The organism is Phocaeicola faecium (assembly GCF_014837055.1).
Taxonomy (GTDB): Bacteria; Bacteroidota; Bacteroidia; order Bacteroidales; family Bacteroidaceae; genus Phocaeicola; species Phocaeicola gallinarum.
Map to the genome: position 1 here is coordinate 750,326 of NZ_JACSPQ010000001.1, position 21,795 is coordinate 772,120.

25 protein-coding genes are annotated in these 21,795 nt (G+C 50.4%); 4 read left to right on the forward strand and 21 right to left on the reverse strand.

Going from position 1 to position 21,795, the window contains the following annotated elements:
- Positions 1–24 precede the first annotated feature (24 nt).
- From H9626_RS03260 to H9626_RS03305, 10 genes are read right to left on the reverse strand one after another with little or no spacing between them, the layout of a single operon-like run.
- Positions 25–1,008, reverse strand: coding sequence for a CDP-alcohol phosphatidyltransferase family protein (locus H9626_RS03260; RefSeq protein ID WP_178256295.1), 984 nt, complete (start codon positions 1,006–1,008; stop codon positions 25–27).
- A gap of 19 nt (positions 1,009–1,027) precedes the next feature.
- Positions 1,028–2,062, reverse strand: coding sequence for a lysylphosphatidylglycerol synthase transmembrane domain-containing protein (locus H9626_RS03265; protein ID WP_178256296.1), 1,035 nt, complete (start codon positions 2,060–2,062; stop codon positions 1,028–1,030).
- 15 nt (positions 2,063–2,077) lie between these two features.
- The gene (locus H9626_RS03270) at positions 2,078–2,521 is read right to left on the reverse strand and encodes an acyl-CoA thioesterase (RefSeq protein WP_178256297.1); all 444 of its coding nucleotides are present in this window, start codon (positions 2,519–2,521) and stop codon (positions 2,078–2,080) included.
- 37 nt (positions 2,522–2,558) lie between these two features.
- Positions 2,559–3,287, reverse strand: a complete 729-nt coding sequence (gene flxB, locus H9626_RS03275) for a flexirubin biosynthesis SDR family reductase FlxB (RefSeq protein ID WP_191709555.1) — start codon at positions 3,285–3,287, stop codon at positions 2,559–2,561.
- A gap of 21 nt (positions 3,288–3,308) precedes the next feature.
- A complete protein-coding gene (locus H9626_RS03280) occupies positions 3,309–4,790 on the reverse strand; it encodes a phytoene desaturase family protein (RefSeq protein WP_191709556.1) in 1,482 nt (493 codons plus the stop codon).
- Positions 4,787–5,161, reverse strand: a complete 375-nt coding sequence (locus H9626_RS03285; protein ID WP_178256300.1) for an ApeI family dehydratase — start codon at positions 5,159–5,161, stop codon at positions 4,787–4,789. Before H9626_RS03285 ends, H9626_RS03280 begins: the two co-directional genes overlap by 4 nt.
- 10 nt (positions 5,162–5,171) lie before the next feature.
- The gene (locus tag H9626_RS03290; RefSeq protein ID WP_225230866.1) at positions 5,172–5,591 is read right to left on the reverse strand and encodes a hotdog family protein; all 420 of its coding nucleotides are present in this window, start codon (positions 5,589–5,591) and stop codon (positions 5,172–5,174) included.
- Complete coding sequence (locus H9626_RS03295; protein WP_178256301.1) at positions 5,588–5,833, reverse strand: acyl carrier protein; 246 nt, start codon at positions 5,831–5,833, stop codon at positions 5,588–5,590. The genes H9626_RS03290 and H9626_RS03295 overlap by 4 nt, the downstream gene beginning before the upstream one ends.
- 25 nt (positions 5,834–5,858) lie before the next feature.
- Positions 5,859–7,079, reverse strand: a complete 1,221-nt coding sequence (locus tag H9626_RS03300) for a beta-ketoacyl-[acyl-carrier-protein] synthase family protein (RefSeq protein ID WP_178256302.1) — start codon at positions 7,077–7,079, stop codon at positions 5,859–5,861.
- A 16-nt stretch (positions 7,080–7,095) separates the two neighbouring features.
- Positions 7,096–8,232: a GNAT family protein gene (locus tag H9626_RS03305; protein ID WP_191709557.1), complete on the reverse strand. Its 1,137-nt coding sequence runs from the start codon at positions 8,230–8,232 to the stop codon at positions 7,096–7,098.
- 346 nt (positions 8,233–8,578) lie between these two features.
- Here H9626_RS03305 and H9626_RS03310 point away from each other — a divergent pair, with 346 nt between their 5' ends.
- Both H9626_RS03310 and H9626_RS03315 read left to right on the forward strand, forming a co-directional pair.
- Complete coding sequence (locus tag H9626_RS03310) at positions 8,579–9,175, forward strand: YqgE/AlgH family protein (RefSeq protein ID WP_191709558.1); 597 nt, start codon at positions 8,579–8,581, stop codon at positions 9,173–9,175.
- Between the two features lie 17 nt (positions 9,176–9,192).
- Positions 9,193–9,708, forward strand: coding sequence for an O-acetyl-ADP-ribose deacetylase (locus tag H9626_RS03315; protein WP_191709559.1), 516 nt, complete (start codon positions 9,193–9,195; stop codon positions 9,706–9,708).
- A 9-nt stretch (positions 9,709–9,717) separates the two neighbouring features.
- Here H9626_RS03315 and H9626_RS03320 read toward each other — a convergent pair whose 3' ends face one another.
- From H9626_RS03320 to recR, 3 genes are read right to left on the reverse strand one after another with little or no spacing between them, the layout of a single operon-like run.
- Positions 9,718–10,254, reverse strand: coding sequence for a GNAT family N-acetyltransferase (locus H9626_RS03320; protein ID WP_191709560.1), 537 nt, complete (start codon positions 10,252–10,254; stop codon positions 9,718–9,720).
- Positions 10,251–10,718: a hypothetical protein gene (locus H9626_RS03325; protein WP_191709859.1), complete on the reverse strand. Its 468-nt coding sequence runs from the start codon at positions 10,716–10,718 to the stop codon at positions 10,251–10,253. Before H9626_RS03325 ends, H9626_RS03320 begins: the two co-directional genes overlap by 4 nt.
- Positions 10,719–10,756: 38 nt before the next feature.
- The gene (gene recR / locus H9626_RS03330; protein WP_191709561.1) at positions 10,757–11,374 is read right to left on the reverse strand and encodes a recombination mediator RecR; all 618 of its coding nucleotides are present in this window, start codon (positions 11,372–11,374) and stop codon (positions 10,757–10,759) included.
- An 87-nt stretch (positions 11,375–11,461) separates the two neighbouring features.
- Here recR and H9626_RS03335 point away from each other — a divergent pair, with 87 nt between their 5' ends.
- Complete coding sequence (locus tag H9626_RS03335) at positions 11,462–12,931, forward strand: sodium:solute symporter (RefSeq protein WP_191709562.1); 1,470 nt, start codon at positions 11,462–11,464, stop codon at positions 12,929–12,931.
- A 102-nt stretch (positions 12,932–13,033) separates the two neighbouring features.
- The gene (locus tag H9626_RS03340) at positions 13,034–13,900 is read left to right on the forward strand and encodes an Rpn family recombination-promoting nuclease/putative transposase (protein WP_191709563.1); all 867 of its coding nucleotides are present in this window, start codon (positions 13,034–13,036) and stop codon (positions 13,898–13,900) included.
- A gap of 21 nt (positions 13,901–13,921) precedes the next feature.
- On the opposite strand, the gene H9626_RS03345 is transcribed toward H9626_RS03340, so the two are convergent.
- From H9626_RS03345 to rlmN, 8 genes are read right to left on the reverse strand one after another with little or no spacing between them, the layout of a single operon-like run.
- Positions 13,922–15,118, reverse strand: coding sequence for a sugar MFS transporter (locus H9626_RS03345; protein WP_191709564.1), 1,197 nt, complete (start codon positions 15,116–15,118; stop codon positions 13,922–13,924).
- A 25-nt stretch (positions 15,119–15,143) separates the two neighbouring features.
- The gene (locus tag H9626_RS03350) at positions 15,144–15,866 is read right to left on the reverse strand and encodes an HAD family hydrolase (RefSeq protein ID WP_191709565.1); all 723 of its coding nucleotides are present in this window, start codon (positions 15,864–15,866) and stop codon (positions 15,144–15,146) included.
- 4 nt (positions 15,867–15,870) lie between these two features.
- Positions 15,871–16,809, reverse strand: a complete 939-nt coding sequence (locus tag H9626_RS03355) for a CDP-alcohol phosphatidyltransferase family protein (RefSeq protein WP_191709566.1) — start codon at positions 16,807–16,809, stop codon at positions 15,871–15,873.
- A gap of 2 nt (positions 16,810–16,811) precedes the next feature.
- A complete protein-coding gene (locus H9626_RS03360) occupies positions 16,812–17,687 on the reverse strand; it encodes an ATP-grasp domain-containing protein (protein ID WP_191709567.1) in 876 nt (291 codons plus the stop codon).
- Positions 17,688–17,711: 24 nt separating this feature from the next.
- Positions 17,712–18,419, reverse strand: a complete 708-nt coding sequence (locus H9626_RS03365; protein ID WP_191709568.1) for a nucleotidyltransferase family protein — start codon at positions 18,417–18,419, stop codon at positions 17,712–17,714.
- Positions 18,420–18,447: 28 nt separating this feature from the next.
- A complete protein-coding gene (gene pdxA / locus H9626_RS03370) occupies positions 18,448–19,542 on the reverse strand; it encodes a 4-hydroxythreonine-4-phosphate dehydrogenase PdxA (protein ID WP_191709569.1) in 1,095 nt (364 codons plus the stop codon).
- A gap of 9 nt (positions 19,543–19,551) precedes the next feature.
- On the reverse strand, positions 19,552–20,604 hold the full coding sequence (locus tag H9626_RS03375) for a DUF4837 family protein (protein ID WP_191709570.1): 1,053 nt from the start codon (positions 20,602–20,604) through the stop codon (positions 19,552–19,554).
- Between the two features lie 27 nt (positions 20,605–20,631).
- Complete coding sequence (rlmN, locus tag H9626_RS03380) at positions 20,632–21,663, reverse strand: dual-specificity RNA methyltransferase RlmN (RefSeq protein ID WP_191709571.1); 1,032 nt, start codon at positions 21,661–21,663, stop codon at positions 20,632–20,634.
- Between the last annotated feature and the right edge of the window lie 132 nt (positions 21,664–21,795).

Sequence of the window (21,795 nt, forward strand, 5' to 3'; positions counted from 1 at the left end):
TATGTTTGTTTCAATCCTAAAATCCTATAACTGACTGCACAGCTCTTTACAGAACCTTTCGTGACGTGCGCGCATATACCGGCAGATTGCCGTCATGATAACCACTTCGAAGAAGAAGTAAAGCCACGGCACATCGGCAAGACACGTTGCGTAAAGTACGATAGCCCGCGTATTAAAGGTAAGGATGTTTGTCCACTTCATCATGGGCAATGACAATGCCCGGAAACGGTCGCGGAATTCCTGAGGGATATGTCCGGTTTCGCCGTACCGCTCGCGCAGCTTTTTCATCAGACGCTGAAATTCAGGGGTCTGCTTTTCCTGCGTACGGGTGTAATTCACATACGTCTTCAGGAATGCTTTCCAAAGGAAGTTGCCTTTCCACGGGGTTTCATCGTACAATTTCTGCTGCTGAACCGAGTTATCGAGTTCGCTGCCTGCCTCTCCTTTCAGGAAGAACAGGTGAATCTGACGGTAGTAATCGGCTATACCGCACTGGCGGCTGTGGCATCCGAAACCGGAATACAGCACCACGGCAAGAAATACCGACACGGCAATCCATGTGTTCTGTCCGGTATTCTCAATGCCGAGCATCCGGAACTCCCAGTCGTGATGGACGTAAAAACGGTAAACCAGCGACAGATAAATAGGTATGAACCATACCTCGCTTGCCGCCCCGTCGAGAATACGTCCGAGACGGGTTTTCTTTCCCGTCATACGCGCCAGTTGTCCGTCGGCGCTGTCGTAAAAATTAGCCCACGCCAAAAGTAACATCGCAATCAGGTTATACAGCAATCCGTCCATTCCCTCCGTGCGGTACGAACCGTGTGCGAAAAACCACGACGAGCCGGCACCGATTATCATCGAAAGGATGGTAACCGTATTGGGGTGGATATTGAAACGCTGAAAGAAAAGCGCCCAACGGTAACCGATAGGACGGGTCCACACGGTATCGAGCCATTCTTCCGTATCGTTCGATTTGTAAGTTGATTTAACGTCTTCTTTAGTCATTGCAGTAGTATGTTTTTATTCAGTCGTCCGATTTTTTGCCTATCTTCATGAGCAACAACCCGATCGAGGTCCAGAACAGTTCGCGCACGCGGCAAATGATGCTGACAAACATCCCCACATCGCCCGTCATCCCCATCTGAGCCACCGACATGGCAAACCCGCCTTCGCGTCCGCCCAACTGCAAGGGAAGAAAGCCCAGCAGGTTGGCAAACAGAGAGGTGAACGCCAGTATCAGGAACGAATGAAGGAACGTCAGCACGTAGCCTTCCCATCCGCCCCCGCCGTTGATGTTGAAAAGCAGCAGCATGAAGAATATTTCGAAGCTCTGTAACAGACGCCCCACGTACTCCAAGAAGAAACTGCCGAAAAAGGAGCGTTTGTTCTGTCCCTGTAATTCGGATATCTGTTCATCGATTTTCTTCAAGTCGTCCAGATGATTCTCTAAAAAGCGTTTCCCCCACTTTCTGAGTCCCGGAAGTTTGCCGAGGAAACGGATGAACTTAACCGCCATCCCGTTTTTATATCCCTTTACAAACAGGTAAATACCTCCCCAGCAAAACAGCAGAATCAGCCCCAAGATGATGCCGATGCCTACGTTGAACGGCAAATCGCCTATTGCCACAAGAATAAGATAGGTAACAACTCCCGTCACCCAAAACCAGAAATGACTGAAGATGTGCATCATGGCAAAAAGAACCACCGACGAAGTGGCTCGCCTCACACCGATGTATTTCGTCATTTCCATGATTTTATAAGGCTCGCCGCCCAGCAGACCTATCGGTGTGGCATAATTCAGCGCAAAGCCCGATATGGTCAACTTCAGCAAATTCGGGAAATCAATGGTACACGCTCCGCTTCCCTTGATAATTACTTTCCAAGTACACGCATTCAGTATATAAAGGAATCCCCACAGCCCCAAAATGGCAACCAGCCAGTAACCGGCTCTTGTTATATAGCCCCACAGCTCGACGAAACTTACATCGAATGTGAAAAACATTACGACCACGGCCGCAAGACCTATAATGAAAAACAAATTGTTAAGATATTTCCGCATATTTTTATTCTGTTTTTATTCTTCCCGTCCGGTTTCAGACAGGCGCAAATATTTGTTCTGCCACTCTTGATAATAATCGGGCTTCTCTACCATCAGCTCCCCGCAGGGGTCAATGAACAGTTGGGTAGTTTCTCCCTCGGCACACAGTGTGCCATCACTCTCGCGATATACCTTATAGTGGTAATCCAGCCGTGCGCCGGGCTTATACACGTAGCACGTATGAATCACTGCCACGTCGTTAAGGGCGAGCGGTGCGTAATATTTCACATGCAGGTCGTAAATCGGCGCATAGATTCCCGAACGCTGCATATCGGCATAGCCTATCCCCGGATAATGCCTGCCAAAAGACTCTCGTCCGTCTTCAAAATAAGTGACATACGACCCGTGCCAAACCCTCTGCATGGAGTCAATCTCGCTAAACTTTACCTGCACGCGGCAGATGTCTTCAACCGTACCCATAGCATGTAAGAACTTATCCCATTACGTAAACCTGCACTTACGTATAAAGTCCTCCGTTTATCGAGATAACTTCGCCGGTGATATAGCTTGCACCGGGCGACACAAGGAAGCCTACCAGCTCGGCAACCTCTTCGGGAGTTCCGAAACGGTTGGCGGGGATGGTCTTTTTCAGTGCAGCTTCATCCAGTCCTTCCACCATGTCGGTTTTGATGAATCCGGGAGCTACGGCGTTGACGGTTACATTCTTCCGCGCCACTTCCTGAGCCAGCGCCTTTGTAGCCGCTATGATGCCCCCTTTTGCCGCCGAGTAGTTGGTTTGTCCGGGAAGTCCCTTGATGCCGCTGACACTCGCCATGTTGACGATGCGCCCGAACTTATGGAACATCATGGGTTGCAGCAGCGGTTGCGTCACGTTATAAAATCCGTTCAGCGTAATGTCGAGCACGCGCGTCCAGTCTTCTTCGGGCATCAGCGCCAAGATGTTGTCGCGACGTATGCCGGCATTGTTTACCAATACCTCGACGTATTCATCGGGGTGAGCCGCCTCCCATGCGGCAAGTGCCTCGGCTGTTTGCTGACGGCTGCTTACGTCGAATTTCAACAACTCGCCGTCCTGCCCTGCCTCACGCACCAGTTCCAGCGTCTTTTCCGCTTCGGCGGCGTTTGACACATAATTGACGAGAATACGGTAGCCCATCCGGGCGAGCTTTACGCAGACAGCCCGGCCAATGCCGCGACTGCCTCCCGTTACCAAAGCATATTTCATTGTTATTCGTTTCTACTGTTATTATTGATTCGTATTTACTATATTCCAAATTTTTTCTTTTCCCATTACCTCGGCACAGGTAAACAGGGCGGTCATTGTTACGCCATGTAACCCGTGGAGCATCAGATTTTGTCCAGTGAGCAAGAGGTTAGGGATAGGGGTGCGCGGCGAAAGCATCGTCAGCATCGGGCTGTTAAAGTCTTTACGCAACCCGTATGCCGAGCCTTCGGGCGTGAACGTATAATCGCGATAAGTAAGCGGTGTGCTGGTATAGCGTGCCTCCACGTGACGGGAAAGTCCCGGCAAAATGCGTTCTGCCAGCGTCATACATTCATCTGCCATCTGTTCTTTCATCTGACGGTATGCCTCTCCGCGCCTGCCCACGGTGGTATCGGTCCACGGCGTACAGCGGCTCCACGGCATGGGAGTCAGCAAGTCGAGCTGACGGGTGTATTCACTCCCGTCGTCCGGCACACGGCAACTTATCAAAATCCCGCTTACGGGAGCATCTGCCTGATAAAACGTCCACACATCGGGACGGCGGTACACATAGCGGTTGCAGTTGAAGTAACGAACCGACTGAGGCTTGAGAGCGAGCGAAACGGTAAACATCCCAAACGTGTTTTCGAGGCGTGCAATGCGGTTGCGATACACTTTTTTCATCCGTTCGCTTTGTTTTACCCAGCCACACGTAACGGCGGGATGCACATCGCTGATGAAGGTATCGCCCTCGTAACGTTCGCCATCGGCACAGACGGCACATCTCAGTTTTCCACCCTGCTCCACCAGCTCGGTCACTTCGGCGTTGTAAACGATGTCTCCTCCACGCGAACGAATGTCGTTCAGCAAAGAATCGACTATCAGCGAACCATCTCCCTTGAGCCTCCAGCTACTTTCGATAAAACTGCCGTTGCCGTGGGCGAATGTAAACAAGGGTAACGACTCGCGCCGCAGTTCCATTTTCAGCGAAGTGCCGCTCAGCACATTTATCAGCAACGAATCGTTGAACGTACGCTCCAAATATCCGTATGCGCTTGTCTCCACCAAATCCGGAAAGTCAGACGATTCGGGTGCCGAGGGATTCAACGCATCAAACTGATGTTCGCTTGTGTAACGCAGCAGCCTCGCATACTGCTCCAGCCCCTTGCGCTCGGCAGGAAATTCGGCAGCCAATGCGTCGACAAAGGCATCGTATCCCTGCATGAAAGCAAACGTGCGGTCGGCGATGGTCACGCGGTCGAAAGCCTCATCAAGGCGCTGCCACGGAAGGCGGAGCAATCCCAAATAATCGAACGCCGCATGAAGCGACTGTCCTTCGCCCAGTCCTCCCACATAGTGAAAGCCCGTATCGAACCGCATCCCCCGGCGTTTATAGCTCTGGATACATCCGCCCGCCTGTGTTTCTCTTTCAAGTAAAAGAACGCTTCGCCCCGAACGAGACAGAACCGAAGCACACACCAGTCCGCCCAATCCGCTGCCTATGATAATCACATCATACTTCATGCCGTAATCACTGTCATCTCGCCTTTGTACTCCATGTATGTCCGCTCGTTGTCGGCTATCTTTGCCGTCACCGCAAAACCTTTGCCGACAGGCGAACAGCTCAGCGTAACCTCCACTTCGGGACACACCGACGGCGATGCCACTGCCGTAAGGCGGCACTGCCTGATGGTATCGATAACCAACCGCTTACCCGTAAGTAACATGGCGCACTCTTTGATGGTTTCTATATTACAAACGCCGGGGCTTACCGGATTGCCGGGGAAGTGTCCTTTATATACCTCGCAATCGGGAAGAAGCGCCACGCGGAATACGGCATCCAAGCCCTCTCCGCTCCGGCCGATGATTTTATAATAGCTGTTTTCAAGCAACATGGCGGTATTCTTATTTAATGAAAATCTTCATTTGCGTATCTGCCACCGTTTCGCCCTTTACCCGCGTTTCGCCTTTGATTATCGTAACGCCGGCTACCTCGGCTCCCATCGTTATCGTGGTATTCAGCTCTTCGCCGGGAGCCGGACGGCGGTAACAATGGAACTTCTTGATTTCGCCGATATAGCCCACAGGAGGCTCGGAAGCTCCTGCGAGCAGTGCCTTGTATCCGGCAAAGGCTGAGGCAGACTGGGCGATGTGTTCTATCAACCCGACTTCTGCCAAGAGGCCGTCATCGTCGAGAAAATAGTTATCCGCCTTGACAACGAAGCCCGTTACAGCCACATCGTCCGTTGCATCCGTCAGCCTGTCGACCATCAGGATTGGGGCGCGCTGCGGGACGAGCTTCGTTACATCTACAATCTCCATCATGCAGGCAAATGAGTCTCTATGTAAGTATAGAGGTCGTTAAACGTTTTGATTTCACGCAAGTCTGCTACCGGAATCTTGATTTTGTAGGTCTGCTGAATGATAGCTACAAGATCTACCAAACTCAGGCTGTCCAGCGAAAGCGTTTCCTTTACGTTTGCTTCCGGCGTGAAAGCCTCTGCTTCTACTTCAAATTCTTCGGATAATAAAGCATTTACTTTTTCTACTATTTCTTCGCGTGTCATAACTAATGTGTTTTTTATGATGTAATTATAAGTTTTTTACGATAAGGGTTGAATTTGTTCCGCCAAATCCGAATGAGTTCGACAAGAACATGTCGAAATGCGTTTCGCGCGTTTCGGGCAAGATATTGATGCAGGCGGTATCCTCGTCAGGATTCTCAAAGTTGATGTTTCCGGCGATGAACCCGTTTTTCATCATCAGTATCGAATAGATAATCTCGCTGGCTCCCGCCATCCACATCTCGTGTCCGGTCTGGCTCTTGGTTGAGGTTACCGGCACCTTGTTGTCGGCGAACACCTGCGCTATCGCCTGTGCTTCGCGGCTGTCTCCGATGCGGGTCGATGTGGCATGAGCGTTGATGTAACCTATCTCCGCCGGCGAAACGCCCCCGTTTTTCAGGCACAGCTCCAGCGAACGGGCAGGCCCTGCCACGTTAGGCGTAGAGATATGGTCGCCATTGCTTGAGAATCCCCAACTTACGATTTCCGCCAAAATGGGTGCTCCGCGCTTCACGGCGTGTTCATAGCTTTCAAGGATGACTGTCGCCGCACCTCCGCCGGGCACGAGTCCGTCGCGGTCGCGGTCGAACGGGCGACTGGCACGTGCGGGTTCATCCTCGCGTACGGAAAACGACTGGATTCCGTCGAACGCCGCCACGCTATACATGTTTGCCTCTTGTGCTCCGCCACACACTACACAGTCTTGCAGTCCGTTGCGTATCAGCAAAGCTCCCAAGCCAATCGACTGAGACCCCGATGCGCAGGCGGCAGATGCCGTGAGATTGATGCCCCGCAACTTAAACAAGCAGGCGAGGTTCATCGTAACCGTTGAGTTCATCGACTGAAAGATGGCTCCGCTGCCACACGCTGCCGTGTCTTTAAACTCGCGGAACTTATCGAGCGCATTCATCGTAGCTTCGGCCACCGAGTCATTGCCATAAATCAGACCCACTTCATGCGTATTAATATAATCCTGATCCAACTTTGCATTTTCAAGTGCCGCGCGAGTTGCCATGTAAGCATATTGAGCCTCTTCGGGCATAAACTGACGGAAATTGCGCGAAACAAACGGTTTCAGGTCGGGATGTTCTACATGGGCACATAAGGCGGAACGGAATCCGGCATCTTTACGCTCCTGACTGAAAACGATGCCGCTCTTCCCCGTGTACAACGAGTTACGTACTTCTTCAAGCGTTTTTCCCAGACAAGACCAAATGCCCATACCTGTTATTACCACTCTTCTTTCCATAACTTTAATCTTAAATTTATAATTTTTTCTTATAACATCTCCTCCTTTTGGTAAAGGTGGGATGCAAAGGTTTCCATTGCGATAGTTCTTTTACATTGCTTTCCAGCTGCGGCCCGGTTTCCGCCCACGTAAAATGATACTTATTATAAATAGGTATCAGGTCGGCAAAGAACAAGGCGTTCACGCCCAGCCCCTGATAATCGGGACGCACGGCTATGAGCAGCAGTTCTGCCTTGTCTTCATGCTTCCACTTCAGGGCGCGAAGCAGGTGATACCACCCGAAGGGGAACAATTTTCCACCCGACTTGCGCAACGCATACGACAAACTGCCCATTGTTATCGCCACACCTACCAGCTCGCCCTTATCGTTTTCGATGACAGGCAGCATCTGGTTATTTATCAGCGGGAAATAACGCTTTACGTACTGTTCTATCTGCTTGTCCGACAGTTCGGTATATCCGAACAGGGGCGAATATGCCTTATTCATCAGCTCGAACACTTTCTTCCCGTATCCGCGCTTGTAAACATCGGCATTGGTCAGCTTCTTGACACTAAGCCCGAAGAGTTCTTTCGACAGACTTGACACGCGGGCATATTTCTCTGGAATCTCTTTGGGGATGTCTATCCGGATTTGTACCCAGTCTACTTCTTTTTCATACCCCAGCGTCTCCATGTGTTTGGGGTAGTAAGGATAGTTATAAATGGTAATCATCGAACCCATCTGGTCGAAATCCTCTACCAACATGCCCTCCTTATCGAAGTCGAAAATTCCCATCGGCCCCTGTATGCAGTCCATGCCGCGTTCTCTGCCCCACTCTTCCACCGCGTGGAGCAGTGCACCCGAAACATCCAAGTCGTCAATAAACTCAACAAACCCAAACCGGACATTCTTGGTATGCCACTTCTCATTGGCGTGATGATTGATGATACCGGCTATGCGACCTACGGGATTTCCCTCTGCATCGTATGCAATGAATGGCTGAATTTCAGAAAACTCCAGTCCCGTGTTTTTACGCGGGTCGAACGTCTCGCGGATGTCCATTCGCAAATCGGGAACATAATACGGACAATTAGCATATAATTTGTCTGCAAACCGTAGAAAATCGTTCATTTCACGCTTCGTCCTGACTCTATTTACACTAATATTTCTCATACGGGATGCAAAAATACAAATAGTTGCTTGAAAGCAAAGTCGGGAAAATTCAAATACAACTTTTTGACTATTTTTTCAGCGATTGGGAATATTTCTGCCCGTCTTAAAAGACAAACAGCCGTGCAAACATTCTTTAAGTTGCCCGAACGGGCTTTTCGGAAACGTTTCGGAAAAACCGGTATGCCTTTGGTTCACAATAAAAAAAGAACCGACACGCACCGATCTGCTCCTTTCGTCCGCCCCAAGACAATAAAGAAAATGATAAAAAATAAAGGCAAAAACTTTTTTATTCCAACAATAGTCAATATCTTAGATGAATATTTCAATAAAAACAGACAATGCAAGTATGGACATGAGTATTTTCCATGTAGAATCAAACAAGACCTTTCCGGTACACGCCGGAAACATCCTTATCGCCTCTCCGCTGCTGCCCGACTATCGCTTTGCGCGTACGGTCATCCTGCTGGTAGCACACGACTCGGAAGGAAGCGTAGGACTTGTTGTAAACAAACGCTTTTACACGACATACACTCTGAACATGATAGTCCCGGAGTTAAAATACGGACCACAGGTTCCTGTCTACCCGGGAGGACCGATGGATAAAGACAACCTGTTTTTCATTCATTCGCTTTCTTTCTTAGACGGAGCTGTGCCTTTGGGACACGGGCTGTACGTGAACGGCGACTTCGAGTTCATAAAAGACTACATCATGGCAGGAAATCCCGTAGAGGGGCGCATCCGTTTCTTTACCGGCTATGCGGGATGGACGTATGGACAACTGGAACAGGAAATTGAAGAAAATTCGTGGATTATCGGGAACAGCAATCCGATGACTTTCCTGAGAGGACAATTCAAACACCATTGCTGGAAAAACTGTCTGGAAAATATGGGAAGCCCGTACAACATTTGGGCTACATACCCCCAGTTTCCTTCACTGAACTAAGCAGAGCTTTAGAAACCATGAAAAAGACAATACAGATACTGAAAGGCGACATCACCCGGCTGAGTGTGGATGCCATCGTGAATGCGGCGAATAACTCGCTGCTTGGCGGTGGCGGAGTAGACGGTGCCATTCATCGGGCTGCCGGCATCGGACTCTTAAAAGAGTGTCTCACTCTGGGTGGCTGCCCGACGGGAGAAAGCAAAATGACAGATGCTTATAACCTGCCGTGTAAGAAAGTCATCCATACGGTAGGTCCTGTGTGGCACGGGGGCGGACATAACGAAGCCCGGCTGTTGGCATCGTGTTATGACACGGCTATGGATTTGGCCGAGAAACATAACCTGCTCAGCATCGCTTTTCCGTGTATCAGCACCGGGGTATATAACTACCCGCATGAAGAGGCTGCCAAAATCGCCTTCGACACGGTTTTACGCCATATAGACAGCGGAAGTTATAAAGGCGAGGTCATCTTCTGCTGTTTCTTGGAAGAAGACGCGAGTATTTACGAAAAATTATTGCAAGCCTGCCCGTAACCGCCGGATTCAAATCTGCGTGTCACACAAAGGATTAAGTTTCTGCAACATGCAGACGGTATGGTATCTGCCCCGCACCCGAACCCAATCATGCAAGCAGCCGCATTCTTCATATCCTGCCGACAAGAACAAGCGCATACAGCCCACGTTGTCTTTCCGCACGTAGGCATAAAGCTGATGAATGCCCAGCAAGTCGAAACAATGCGCTTCAAGCAGCAGCAGCGCCTTACGCCCCACTCCTTGTCCGCGCATCTCCTTACAAACCATGATGCCTACCTCGGCACGGTTATGACGGGGGTCGAAAGTACAGAGGTCTACCATGCCCAGCGTGCCTCGGTCGTGATGGACAATCATAAAACGGAGCTGGCGGTCGACAAACACATCGTTCTGAGCTTCTGAAAGGTAAGTCTTCAGTTGGAAACGCGAATAAGGACCGGTGGCCGTTCCTTCCGCCCACAGTTCTGCATCGTTTTCAAACGCCAGCATCATATCCAAGTCTTCGGGCTCAGGCGCACGAAGCGTAATTTCATCCGTCCAGTCTTTCATAGCTCAGCCTCATCTGCGGGGTTTATCAAATCAAGCTCAGACAGCAGACGCTGACGGCCGGGCACGCAGAAAAGCGAAGCTATCATCACCATCCCCGTACACAGCAATCCGGTTGTGTTCAGCGTACAATAATAAGAAGTAAGATTAAAGACTGCCGGAGCAAGCAATAACGAAAGGCGTACCTCGCTCCACCTGCGGTAACTAACCAGCGCACCGGGCAGCGGCAACTGCCTTACGTAGCGGGTAAGAGAGAGGTTGAACAGGCGGAGAGACAAGGGTATCAACGCTAACGCTAACAATATCCCACTCAACCGCATGAAGTAATCAGCCTTAGCGTTAGCGGTCAGTGTTCCTTGCGGTAGAAAATCTGCCTCAAAAAGCACCACCTCTGCCACTACTATCGCCCACATCAGAACAAACTCCAGTTGCAAACGCCGCAACAAACGATTTATCTTTTTCTCCATCATTACACTATTATATTAAAAAAGGTACGCATCCACCGTTACATCGTCCCCGTAAACGCTATGCGGTTTACTATCGAACGTCCTAAAGTAACCTCGTCGGTATACTCCAGCTCGTCGCCTATCGAAATACCGCGGGCAATGACCGTCAGTTTTACGTCCAGCCCGCTCAGCTTGCGGAAGATGTAGAAGTTTGTGGTGTCGCCTTCCATCGTCGAGCTCAACGCCAGTATCACTTCCTTTACCGAACCGCCTTTCACGCGCTCTACCAAGCTGTCGATTTGCAAATCCGAGGGACCGATGCCGTCCATCGGCGAAATCACCCCGCCCAACACGTGATACAGCCCCTTGAACTGCTGGGTATTTTCGACCGCCATCACGTCGCGAATATTCTCGACCACACAGATGGTAGACGCATCGCGCGCAGGGTTGGAACAGATGCGGCAAACATCCGTATCGGAGATGTTATGACACACCTTGCAGTATTTCACCTCGCGCTTCAGGGTCACGATGGCACCGGCGAACGCCTCTACGGTCTGCGCGTCTTGACGCAGGAGGTGTAACACCAGCCTCATGGCGGTTTTGCGCCCGATACCCGGAAGTTTGGCAAACTCTCCCACTGCCTTTTCGAGCAACACCGACGGATATTGTTGATTCATTTGATTCAGTTTCTTATTTTTTGATTGCGCGGGCAAATTTACTAATTTTCTATATATCTTTGTACCCCTTAACGAAACAGATTCATCATGAACGGCACTTTTATCCTTATCACGATATTTCTTTACTTCGGGCTTCTGCTGCTGGTAGCCCGACTCACCGCCAACCGACATACCGACAACGACGCTTTTTTCCGTGGCAACCGCCAGTCGCCGTGGTTCATCGTATCGTTTGGCATGATAGGCGCATCGCTCTCCGGAGTTACGTTTGTGTCTGTTCCCGGCATGGTGGGCAGCATCGACATGACTTACATGCAGACGTGTCTGGGGTTTGCCGTCGGCTATTTCATCATCGCCCATGTGTTGCTGCCGCTGTATTACCGGCTGAATCTGACTTCCATTTATACTTACTTGGGCGAACGCCTCGGAAGATGCTCTTACAAGACGGGAGCATCGTTTTTCCTGATTTCGAAGCTGTTGGGAGCTGCCGCACGCCTGTACTTGGTATGCCTCATCCTCCAGCATTACGTGTTCGACGCTTACCATATCCCGTTTGCCGTGACCGCCGCAGGCACCATCGTGCTAATCTGGCTTTACACGCGGCGCAGCGGAATACGCACCATCGTGTGGACCGACAGCCTGCAAACGCTCTGCCTGCTGGCTGCCTTAGGACTGATTCTGTATCAGATAATCGGCACATTGGGGCTGAGCGCAAAAGAAACAATAGAACTGGTGGCGGGCGATGAACACAGCCGCATCTTCGTGTTCGACGACTGGCAGTCGAAACAGAATTTCTTCAAACAGTTCTTCAGCGGTATCTTCATCACCATCGTAATGACAGGGCTCGACCAAGACATGATGCAGAAAAACCTTTCTTGCCGCAACCTTCGTGAAGCCCAGAAAAACATGTACTGTTACGGTGTATCGTTCGTTCCGGTCAACCTGCTGTTCCTCGTACTGGGCATCCTGCTGCTGGCGGTAGCCTCCCGGCTCCACTTAGACGTCCCGGCAAAAGGCGATGACATCCTTCCCATGTTTGCCGCCGGAGGGCATCTCGGCTACACGGTTCTCGTACTTTTCACCATCGGCATCATAGCAGCCGCCTTTTCGAGCGCCGACTCTGCCCTTGCCGCCCTGACCACCAGCTTCTGCATCGACCTGCTGAACATCAGCCGTTACCCTGAACAGAAAGCGCAACGCATCCGCAAGCTGTCACACCTGCTCATCTCGGTAGTATTCATCGCATGTATGCTGGCATTCAAGGCAATAGACAGTCCGAGTGTCATCGACATGATTTACGTGCTGGCATCGTACACCTACGGCCCGTTGTTGGGTCTGTTCTGCTTCGGACTCTTCACCCGCCGACAGCCCCGCGACCGCTTCGTGCCCTACATAGCCATCGCCTCCCCCGTGGCCTGCTACCTGCTCTCCCGCCTCATCTCCTCCACCACCGGCTACCAGTTCGGCTATGAGATTCTGATGGTCAACGGTCTGCTTACATTCATCGGACTACTGCTCCTGAGCCTCAACCGCCGGCTACCCCAATCGCCCGTATCATAGCCTCATTAGCAGATATTGCTTTATTTTTATAACTTATTTAATCTGCGGTGAAAATTTGGAATACTGATATTATTTCGTACTTTTGCTAAAAACGACAAATATATGGCAAACAGTTATATAAGATTCGACTGGGCAATGAAGAGGTTGCTCAGAAACAAAGCGAACTTTAATGTGTTGGAGGGATTGCTTACCACGCTACTGAAAGAAAACATACACATACAGAAACTGCTTGAGAGTGAAAGCAACCAAGAAGAGGAGTTCGACAAATATAACAGAGTAGACATGCTTGCCGAAAACGATAAGGGAGAACTCTTTCTTGTGGAAATACAAAACAACAATGAGTATGCTTATTTCCAGCGGATGCTTTTCGGCACATCAAAATTGGTCACTGAATACATAAACCGAGGAGAGGGATATGAGAAAGTAAGAAAAGTATATAGCATCAACATCGTGTATTTCTCGCTCGGTCACGGGAAAGATTATGTGTATCACGGAAAAACCGAATTCAAAGGGATACACAAAGGAGATATTCTTGAACTGACTCCTTTCCAAAAACAAACATTCAAGGCAGATACCGTGAGCCAGCTATATCCGGAGTATTACATTTTGAAAGTGAACGATTTTAACAGCGTGGCAAAAAGTCCGCTCGAAGAATGGATATATTATCTTAACACAGGAGAAATACCCGACAATGCCACTGCGCCCGGACTTGACAAGGCGCGGGAACAGTTGAAGCTGGACAAGATGAGCAAAGAGGAACTTAAAGCGTATTACCGGCATCTGGATAATATTGTCATCCTGAAAAGCAATATTTTTACAGAACGGGAAGAAGGCAGAGTGGAGGGCAGAGCTGAAGGTGAAAAAAGCAAACAGCTGGAAATAGCCCGGAACTTGAAGCGGATGGGGCTGTCTACCGCCGATACATGCAAGGCTACGGGACTTTCCGCTGAAGAGGTGGAACGGCTATGACAATCGAAAAGCTGTGTGGTTTTACGCCTGCATCATCTTACGGGCGTAAAACCATACTACCAAATAGCCAACAAAGGGGACGATGAATGCCATGCTCATCGTGGAGCAGTCGGCTACGTAGCCCATCAGCAGCGGACCTACCGCTCCGCCCACGGGAGACATCATCAGGAAGGAGGAAGCACGCTTGGTATGGCTTCCCAAACCTCTGAGTGAGAGGGCAAAGATGGTGGGGAACATGATGGCTTCGAACGCATAGCCTGCAAGCAGGGCGATTAGCGATGCCATACCCAAGTCCATCACTACGCAGAGGGTGGTCAGTACGGTGCCGGTGGCGCAGCAGAAAAGCATTTTTTCGGCGCGTACGCGGCTCATTATCCAGCTTCCGGCGAAACGTCCCACCATAAACAGGCTCAGTCCGCCGAACGAAAGGACGAGCGATGCCTGACGGGGGCTCATCCAGCCTTGGTCGGTTACGTAGTTGATAAAGAAACTGTTGATGGATATTTCTCCCACCTCGTAGGCAAAGAGGGCTATCAGTCCGAAGATAAACAGCTTATGCGACCACAGGCTGACGCGATTTCCCTGTTCGTCCGTTTCTACTTCGTGCTTGATTTCAGGGAGGCTGATGCGCGAAAATACCACGCCCACCAGCAGCACGATGATACCCATGATGGTGTAAGGCAATGCCACGTTGCCCGAAGGTTCCTTGTCGTCAGAGAACAGCACCAGTGCGGCGAGTATCGGGGCGAAAATGCAGCCTAACCCGTTAAACGACTGTGCGAAGTTCAGGCGGCTGGCAGCGGTTTCTTTTGCTCCCAGCTCGGTTACATAGGGATTGGCGGCTGTTTCGAGAAACACCAGTCCGCAACCGATGACGAAGAGTGAAAAAAGAAAGAAGTTGAACGACATCCAATGCTGGCCGGGGATGAAGAGCAACGAACCGACCCCGTAAAGCAGCAGTCCGAACACCACTCCCCTACGGTAACCGAAACGGTTGATAAACAGTCCGGCGGGTATCGCCATGATGAAATAGCCCATGTACATCGTAACCTGTATCATGGCAGAATGGGCTTTGGTTATCGCCAAGAGTTCTTGGAAGTGCTTGTTTAATACGTCTAAAATAGCGTGTGCGAACCCCCACAGAAAGAATAAAGACGTAAGCAGAACAAACGGTATGAGGTATCGTTTTTCTACCAGAGCGATGCGCTGTTTTTTCATATCACGACTCCTTTCTGAACGGTTATTACAAATAAGACAACAGTTGGGGCAAATCGGTGATAATCACGTCGGGCAGGGTTTCGTCGATGGTTTCGTTGCCCCATCCCTCGCCTTTCAGCCAAGCCACCTTGCAGCCTACGGTTTTTGCCGGTACTACATCTTTCGAGAACGAATCGCCCACTACGAGGATGTTTTCTGCCGGGAATCCCATAGCCTCTACGCCCAACCGGTAGATGGCAGGGTCGGGCTTACGCACGCCTACCACCGACGATTCGATGATGTCTGAAAAACAGTCGGACAGCGCGAAGTCTTTCAGAATGGTTTGGATGTTTCCGTAAAAATTAGATACCAACACCAACTTGTAGCGTCCGGCAAGCGTTTCTACCACGGGGCGCGTGCGCTGTAACACGTTTAATACGTATTGGTAACAAGCGTCTGCCACCTTGCGGGCATACGCTTTCCCGGCAGCATCGGCTTCGCTCAGTTTTCCCTGTTCTACGAGGTAAGTTATCTGAATATCGGTTTTGATGCGCAACACATCGTGAAAGTCGTGTTCGGGTTTTACCAGCGGGATGCGTGCCAGCGTGCGTTCGCCGTGTACGTATGCTTCGCGGAAATCCGCCTTGCTGACGGGCACTTGCAGAGCTTCGTATTCGCCCCACAACACTTCTGCCCAGTGGCGGCTGTTCGTGTCAATTGTTCCTCCGTAATCAAAGATGATACCTTTAATATCTTCCAGCTTTTTCATTTTGTCATTTATATTTTTGATACAGACGGGCACACATCGCTTCGTGCCGGTGACGCATGTAAACGAAGAGTGCCGTCATTATTACGATTTCAAAGATAAAATACAGCCACGGTTCGCCTATCAGCAGACTGATGTAGAGGGCGATGGCGCGGGTGTTGAAGGTGAGGATGTTGGTGTACTTCATCAGCGGCAGGCTCAGGGTGCGGAACTCGTCGCGCAGTGCCTGCGGAATGTTGTTGCCGTACTTTTGTTGAACCAATGCGTAGAAACGCTGGAAGTTAGGCGTCATCTGCTCTTGCTGACGGGTATAATTTCCGTAGAAGTACAGGAAAGCCTTCCACCAGAAATTGTGTTTCCACGGCAGGCTGTAGAATATCTCGCGCTGCTGTTTGAAGTTGTCTAATTCGCTGCCCGACGTGCCTTTCAGGAAATACAGATGGATGTTCCGGTAATAATCGGCAAGCGTACACTGCTTGCTGTGGCAGATGGTGCCTGAGAAGAGCGCCAGAATCCAGATGTAAATGCCCCACGTCATGCCTTCGCCGGCTCCTATCCCGAAAGGCAGGGGGTCGTTGGTGAGCCGCAGGCAAATAGCGGCATAGATGGTAAAAAACCACAAGTCGCCCGCAAAGCCGTCTAACATACGTCCCCAGCGGGTTTTCTTTCCGGTGAGCCGTGCCAACTGCCCGTCGCAGCTATCGTAATGGTTTGCCCACATCAGCAGAAAGATTCCTGCCAGCGTATGTTTCATGTCGGGAAAATAAAACATCACTCCTGCCGCCATGCCCAAGATGATAGACAGGATGGTCACCACGTTGGGATGTACCCCGAAGCGTTTGAAAAACAACGCCCAAGCGTAACCTATCGGACGGTTAAAATAGATATCAAGGAACTCTTCCGTATCCATCGACTTGAAAGAAGCCTCAAATCCTTTCTTTTCCATAATCAGTCGTTTAGTTTTTCTGTTTTTTGAGTTATGCAATTATAGATACATTCCGCTATTTTGGGTCCTGCTTCTTCGCGGCAGCGGGCAAAGCTGGGCCAGTCGTTGAAATCGATGATACGGATTTCTCCCGTCGATGATACCACACAGTCGCCTCCGTAGATGTATATGTTCAGGGCTTCGGCTGCCTGATTGCCGTATGCTTGGAGTTTCTTTACGTCGAAAGGAAATCCGCGCGTTTCGCCGTTGATGGCTTCCAGTCCGAATTTGCTGTGCGACTGCTCGGTGGGATAGAAAGTGTAAAAGAAATCGGTTCCGCGCACGCCGTAGAACTTCACCAAGTCGCCTACCAGATGCTCGTTGACTACCGCTTCGGGGATGTTGCGCCGGCGGAAGTCTGCCAGCACGTGTTCCGCCTCTTCGCGACACTCTACGTAAACTACATCTTCTTTCACCATCGCGTGGGAATTGCCCCGCTTTATCCAACACGGAAATACGTCCGGGGTAAAAGCCCCGTCGGTGGGGATGATGAAGCTGCGCGGATGGGGAACGTGGTTGGCTACCAGCAGTTCGGTCATCGCCTTGCGCACGCAGTTGTCGATGCCATACGCCGAGTTGACCACCGTAGCCCCGTTGTCTTCCAGTTCTTTCAAGCGGTTGATGGTAGCCCTATCGCGTGCCATATCAAAGATAAAATCTGCCTCAATACCTTGTTTCACAAACTCCTTCTCAGGATAAAGGATTACCTCGCATCCTTTTTTTTCCAAACTTTCGGCTGTTATTCTGAAGATAGCAGCGTCGTTTCCTACATGATTCGGCGAGTATTCATTACCACGGCTCACGCCCACTACCCGAATCTTCTTGTCTGTTACAAACATCTTTTTACTCTCAATCTTTTTTATTTATTCCTTTCGATTCAGAAAAGCCTCAGCTTTTACTATATCACTTGCGTGGTCTACGTCTAATATTTTCGAAAACGGATAGGCAGTCAGCCGAAGCCCGTCTGCCACTAATTGACGCTGGAAATTCCTCATGCGCGACATGCCTTTTTCCATACATCCTTCAAGGGTGCGGATGGCTTTCGGTGTGAGGCAGTAGATGCCGCCCGAAATGTAACGACACTGCGGGGTGGCTTCGTCATGGAATCCGGTAATGTTCAGCTCTTCATCGGTCGAGATATAGAGGGGTTTTTCGTCGTCGATGTAATCGGTTACTGCCATCATACCGTCTTTGTCCGATGCCTTGAATGCCTCGATAAAGCGCGTGAACTCGTCTTCACGGAATATCGTGTCGACGGTAGTAAGACAGAATTTATCGTCTTTCAGGTATCTGCTTAACTCATAAAAACTGTGCATCGAACTGGGGGTGGTTTTTACCACGACCTCCAGCGGTACGCCCGAAGTTTTTTTCAGTTCGGCAAGATGCGCTTTCGTTTCGGGGACTTCATTATTGATGATTACCACCACCTGCTCGGCTCCGTTTGCTTCAAAAATGCGAATCAGGCGGTCAATCATTGCCGTACCGTTGAGTTGCACCAACGGTTTGGGCAACCGGACACCCTCTTGGGAAAGTCTGGAACCTTCTCCGGCTGAGATTATTGCAAATTTCATGTTTTATCGTAGTTTCTTTTTATCTGATTCAATCTTCGTCGATAGTGTCTAATTTAAGTTTATCGCTGTCATCGCGTTTTTCGTAATACTGCTTCCGCAGGGGATGGGCACTGATTTCTCTCTCGATGCAGCGGTGGCGGAACACGTCGATGGCTACGTAAACAGCCTGACGGAACGAGTCTTCCGAAGCGATGCCCTGTCCGGCAATGTCGTAAGCAGTGCCGTGGGCGGGCGAAGTGCGCACGATGGGAAGCCCCGCCGTAAAGTTGACCCCCTCATCCATAGCAAGTGCCTTAAACGGTGCAAGCCCCTGATCATGATACATCGCCAGAATACCGTCGAAATGGGTATGGTTTCCCGAACCCATGAACCCGTCGGCAGGGTAAGGACCGAAACACAGCACACCTTCTTCCGCCATTTCCTGTATGGCAGGCGTAATCACGGTTTGTTCCTCCGTACCCAGCAGCCCTTCGTCGCCGGCATGGGGGTTCAGCGAGAACACGGCGATGCGCGGACTGTCGATATTGAAGTCTTGCTTCAGCGAACGATGGAAGATGGCGAGTTTTTCTTTTATCAGCTCTTTGGTAATGTCTTTCGATATTTCGCTCACCGGGATATGTCCCGTAACGAGTGCTACGCGGAAATCGTCTTTCAGCAGAATCATCAGCGCCTTCTGTCCGTTGCCCACGCGCTGTTCGATGTACTCGGTATGTCCGGGGAAATGAAAGTCGTCCGACTGGATGGTCGATTTGTTTATCGGCGCCGTCACCAGCACGTCGAAGTATCCTTCCCGGTATTCGGCAAGCGCCCTTTCCAGTGCCAGCAGCGCGGCACGTCCGCCTTCCGGTGTAGGCTTGGTAAGTTCAACCTTCACTTCCTCCTCGATGCAGTTTACGATGTTCAGTTTCCCCTCTTGCGCATCGGCGGCAGAAGCCACGATACTGAAATTGGTGGGAATATCCATCGCCTTGCGGTGATAAGCAGCCACCTTCGGCGAACCGTAGATAACCGGCGTACAGAGGTCAAACATCGCGGGGTCGGCAAAGGTTTTCAATATAACCTCGTAACCAATGCCGTTTATGTCTCCGTGGGTGATACCCACCTTTATTTTACGTTCTTCCATATTCACTTCTTATTTCTGTTCTCCTTCTTTCTTTTCTTCCGCTATCGACTGGTCTACCGTTATTTCGGGCGCTTCTTTTTCAGAAGGCAGCTTCAGGGTATAGAGTGCAGCGTTTAACTTTCTTATCTGGTCGCGTTTCAATTTTCCGGGGTTATATACGAATCCCTCGACTACTATCACCCTGCCGTTGGCACGGTCTACGCGGGCGTGTGCCACAAACGGGCCGCCCATTGCGTCGTTCTTCATTTCCCACAGTCCGCGTGCTTCGAATGCGTAATCGCCCTTCACGGCAATGTTTCTCACGCTCACGAACGAAGAGTCTGCCGTCTGCATGTACATGCCTTCTTCCGAGCCGGGCAGGTTAATCTGCATCACCGAGTCGCGCTTGTGGATGAAATACGCCTTTGTAAACGTCTGTTTGTCGGTATAGGGATATGAATACATTACGAAGTTCATATCGTTCAGTTGGGTCGATGCCCAGAAAAACTGTTCTCCCGTCTTATACGAATTCAGCTCTACGGGCAGCCACACGTCGCAGTCGAACTGGCTTCCCACCTTAGCCGAAATCACTTCGCTGTGTTTTGTTTTCAGCTGGCTTACCTCGCGGTTCATCTCGGCGCGGGTAAAGAAATCGACTATCACCTGACCGTGTTTCGACACATACTCGGCAAAGTCTTTCTGGTTAGGCGACTGGATGCTCATTATCATCTGCGGCGAAGAATAAACGTCGCGTGAGTATTTGAACTTGGTCTGCGTATAGATGTCTTGGATATCTACGATGATGATATTGCGGAACAGACGCATCCCGCGTTCGAAGTAATCGGGACGCACACGAGAGATACGGAACGAACGCTCCGACTGGGGAAGTCCCGGAACATCGGTATCCAACACGTGGAACAATGCACTGTCAGGGCTCATCCAACATTTATCGTCTGCCACAACCAGTATTTCGTAAGGACGTCCGCTGGCTACGGGGGTTATCATGCTCTTTCCTCCTTCTCGACACGAAGCAAGCGAAAGAACTGCCAACATAAAGCTCAAATAAAAGGCAAATCGTTTCATATCCCTCTTGTTTTAAAAATTAATATCTCATTCTTTTTCTGCCTGCTGGCGTGCCGTAGAGAGCATACCGCAAGCGGCAAAAATGTCTTCTCCGCGCGAGGCACGAATGGTAGCAAACAGTCCGTGGCGCGTCAGGTAGTCGCGGAAAGCAATCATCGAGTCCATGTCTGTTCCTTCCAAGTCCACTCCGGGGATGGCGTGGAAACGAATCAGGTTCATCCGGCACTCCAATCCGCGCAACAGGCGTACCAGCTCTTTGGCGTAGATCAGGCTGTCGTTTACGCCCTTGAACACGATGTACTCAAACGACAGGCGGCGCTGCTTGCTGAAATCGTACCGGTGCAGAATCTCCACCATTTCGGTAATGGAGAAGGCTTTTTCGGCAGGCATCAGCGTGCGGCGCTGTGCCGGGAAAGGCGAGTGCAGGCTCACTGCCAAATGGCAGTTGCTTTCGCGCAAGAACCGTTCGAATCCCTTGCGCAGCCCCACCGTAGACACCGTGATGCGCTTGGGACTCCACTTATAGCCGTAGTCGGCGGTAAGTATCTCCAGCGCGCGCAACACCTCGTCTAAATTATCCATCGGCTCTCCCATCCCCATGAAAACCACGTTGGTCAGCGTGTCGCGTTCGGGGAGCGAGTAGATTTGGTTCAGTATCTGGGCAGCAGTCAGGTCGGCTGAAAATCCCTGCTTCCCCGTCATGCAGAACATGCAGTTCATCTTACACCCTACCTGCGAGGACACGCACAGCGTGGCACGCTCGCCGTCAGGGATATAAACCGACTCGATGTAATTACCTTCCGGTGTACGGAAAAGATACTTCACCGTGCCGTCTGCCGAGCGCATTTCGTGTACCGGACTGCTCGCCCCTACCTCGTACGTTTCTTTCAGCCGCTCCCGGTTTTTCTGCGAGAGGTTGGTCATTTCGTCAATCGTTGCAACTTTCTTGTCGTACAGCCATCCGGCTATCTGACCAGCCGAAAACTTGGGCATCCCCAAGTCTTTCACGATTTCGCCCAGTTCACTTAATGTTTTTCCCAGCAAAGGAATTTTCGCCATATCTGCTTTTTTATTAATTCCGAAAATACAATTAGCGTACAAAGTTAGGCAAAAAATAAATAAGTCCGTTAAAAATAGAAAGATTTTAACGATTGCCCTCCCTTGCATCTTATATTCCGGCAAGAATCATTA

Bases quoted from the DNA above. Each gene is read 5' to 3' on its own strand.
- H9626_RS03260 (WP_178256295.1), bottom strand. From the start codon at position 1,008: ATGACTAAAGAAGACGTTAAATCAACTTACAAATCGAACGATACGGAA.
- H9626_RS03265 (WP_178256296.1), bottom strand. From the start codon at position 2,062: ATGCGGAAATATCTTAACAATTTGTTTTTCATTATAGGTCTTGCGGCC.
- H9626_RS03270 (WP_178256297.1), bottom strand. From the start codon at position 2,521: ATGGGTACGGTTGAAGACATCTGCCGCGTGCAGGTAAAGTTTAGCGAG.
- flxB (WP_191709555.1), bottom strand. From the start codon at position 3,287: ATGAAATATGCTTTGGTAACGGGAGGCAGTCGCGGCATTGGCCGGGCT.
- H9626_RS03280 (WP_191709556.1), bottom strand. From the start codon at position 4,790: ATGAAGTATGATGTGATTATCATAGGCAGCGGATTGGGCGGACTGGTG.
- H9626_RS03285 (WP_178256300.1), bottom strand. From the start codon at position 5,161: ATGTTGCTTGAAAACAGCTATTATAAAATCATCGGCCGGAGCGGAGAG.
- H9626_RS03290 (WP_225230866.1), bottom strand. From the start codon at position 5,591: ATGATGGAGATTGTAGATGTAACGAAGCTCGTCCCGCAGCGCGCCCCA.
- H9626_RS03295 (WP_178256301.1), bottom strand. From the start codon at position 5,833: ATGACACGCGAAGAAATAGTAGAAAAAGTAAATGCTTTATTATCCGAA.
- H9626_RS03300 (WP_178256302.1), bottom strand. From the start codon at position 7,079: ATGGAAAGAAGAGTGGTAATAACAGGTATGGGCATTTGGTCTTGTCTG.
- H9626_RS03305 (WP_191709557.1), bottom strand. From the start codon at position 8,232: ATGAGAAATATTAGTGTAAATAGAGTCAGGACGAAGCGTGAAATGAAC.
- H9626_RS03310 (WP_191709558.1), top strand. From the start codon at position 8,579: ATGGACATGAGTATTTTCCATGTAGAATCAAACAAGACCTTTCCGGTA.
- H9626_RS03315 (WP_191709559.1), top strand. From the start codon at position 9,193: ATGAAAAAGACAATACAGATACTGAAAGGCGACATCACCCGGCTGAGT.
- H9626_RS03320 (WP_191709560.1), bottom strand. From the start codon at position 10,254: ATGAAAGACTGGACGGATGAAATTACGCTTCGTGCGCCTGAGCCCGAA.
- H9626_RS03325 (WP_191709859.1), bottom strand. From the start codon at position 10,718: ATGGAGAAAAAGATAAATCGTTTGTTGCGGCGTTTGCAACTGGAGTTT.
- recR (WP_191709561.1), bottom strand. From the start codon at position 11,374: ATGAATCAACAATATCCGTCGGTGTTGCTCGAAAAGGCAGTGGGAGAG.
- H9626_RS03335 (WP_191709562.1), top strand. From the start codon at position 11,462: ATGAACGGCACTTTTATCCTTATCACGATATTTCTTTACTTCGGGCTT.
- H9626_RS03340 (WP_191709563.1), top strand. From the start codon at position 13,034: ATGGCAAACAGTTATATAAGATTCGACTGGGCAATGAAGAGGTTGCTC.
- H9626_RS03345 (WP_191709564.1), bottom strand. From the start codon at position 15,118: ATGAAAAAACAGCGCATCGCTCTGGTAGAAAAACGATACCTCATACCG.
- H9626_RS03350 (WP_191709565.1), bottom strand. From the start codon at position 15,866: ATGAAAAAGCTGGAAGATATTAAAGGTATCATCTTTGATTACGGAGGA.
- H9626_RS03355 (WP_191709566.1), bottom strand. From the start codon at position 16,809: ATGGAAAAGAAAGGATTTGAGGCTTCTTTCAAGTCGATGGATACGGAA.
- H9626_RS03360 (WP_191709567.1), bottom strand. From the start codon at position 17,687: ATGTTTGTAACAGACAAGAAGATTCGGGTAGTGGGCGTGAGCCGTGGT.
- H9626_RS03365 (WP_191709568.1), bottom strand. From the start codon at position 18,419: ATGAAATTTGCAATAATCTCAGCCGGAGAAGGTTCCAGACTTTCCCAA.
- pdxA (WP_191709569.1), bottom strand. From the start codon at position 19,542: ATGGAAGAACGTAAAATAAAGGTGGGTATCACCCACGGAGACATAAAC.
- H9626_RS03375 (WP_191709570.1), bottom strand. From the start codon at position 20,604: ATGAAACGATTTGCCTTTTATTTGAGCTTTATGTTGGCAGTTCTTTCG.
- rlmN (WP_191709571.1), bottom strand. From the start codon at position 21,663: ATGGCGAAAATTCCTTTGCTGGGAAAAACATTAAGTGAACTGGGCGAA.